1 pseudogene is annotated in these 257 nt (G+C 44.7%); it reads right to left on the reverse strand.

Features of this window, described 5'->3' with window-relative positions:
- Positions 1 to 257 (reverse strand): annotated as a pseudogene (locus QOS10_RS09615) (transposase); the annotation flags it as partial.

The raw sequence follows: 257 nt of genomic DNA on the forward strand, positions 1-257 counted from the left end.
CGAACCATAACCAGCATCAGCGACAATCTCTCGACCCAAAACGCCGTTTTGGTCGAGTTGGTGAAGGAAGGGAATCAAGGTCCGCGTATCAGTAGGGTTCTGCATAAGGTCATAACCAAGGACATATTGCGAATTGGTCATAATTTGAAGATTGTATGCCGGCTTAGTTTGGCCATTTCACATGGGATCTTCTTTCAGACGCATAAAAGTGGCATCATGATCAGTTTTGGAATAGCTATTCCGTTGACCAGCAATCT

It is taken from the genome of Limosilactobacillus galli (assembly GCF_947381495.1).
Lineage (GTDB): Bacteria > Bacillota > Bacilli > Lactobacillales > Lactobacillaceae > Limosilactobacillus > Limosilactobacillus galli.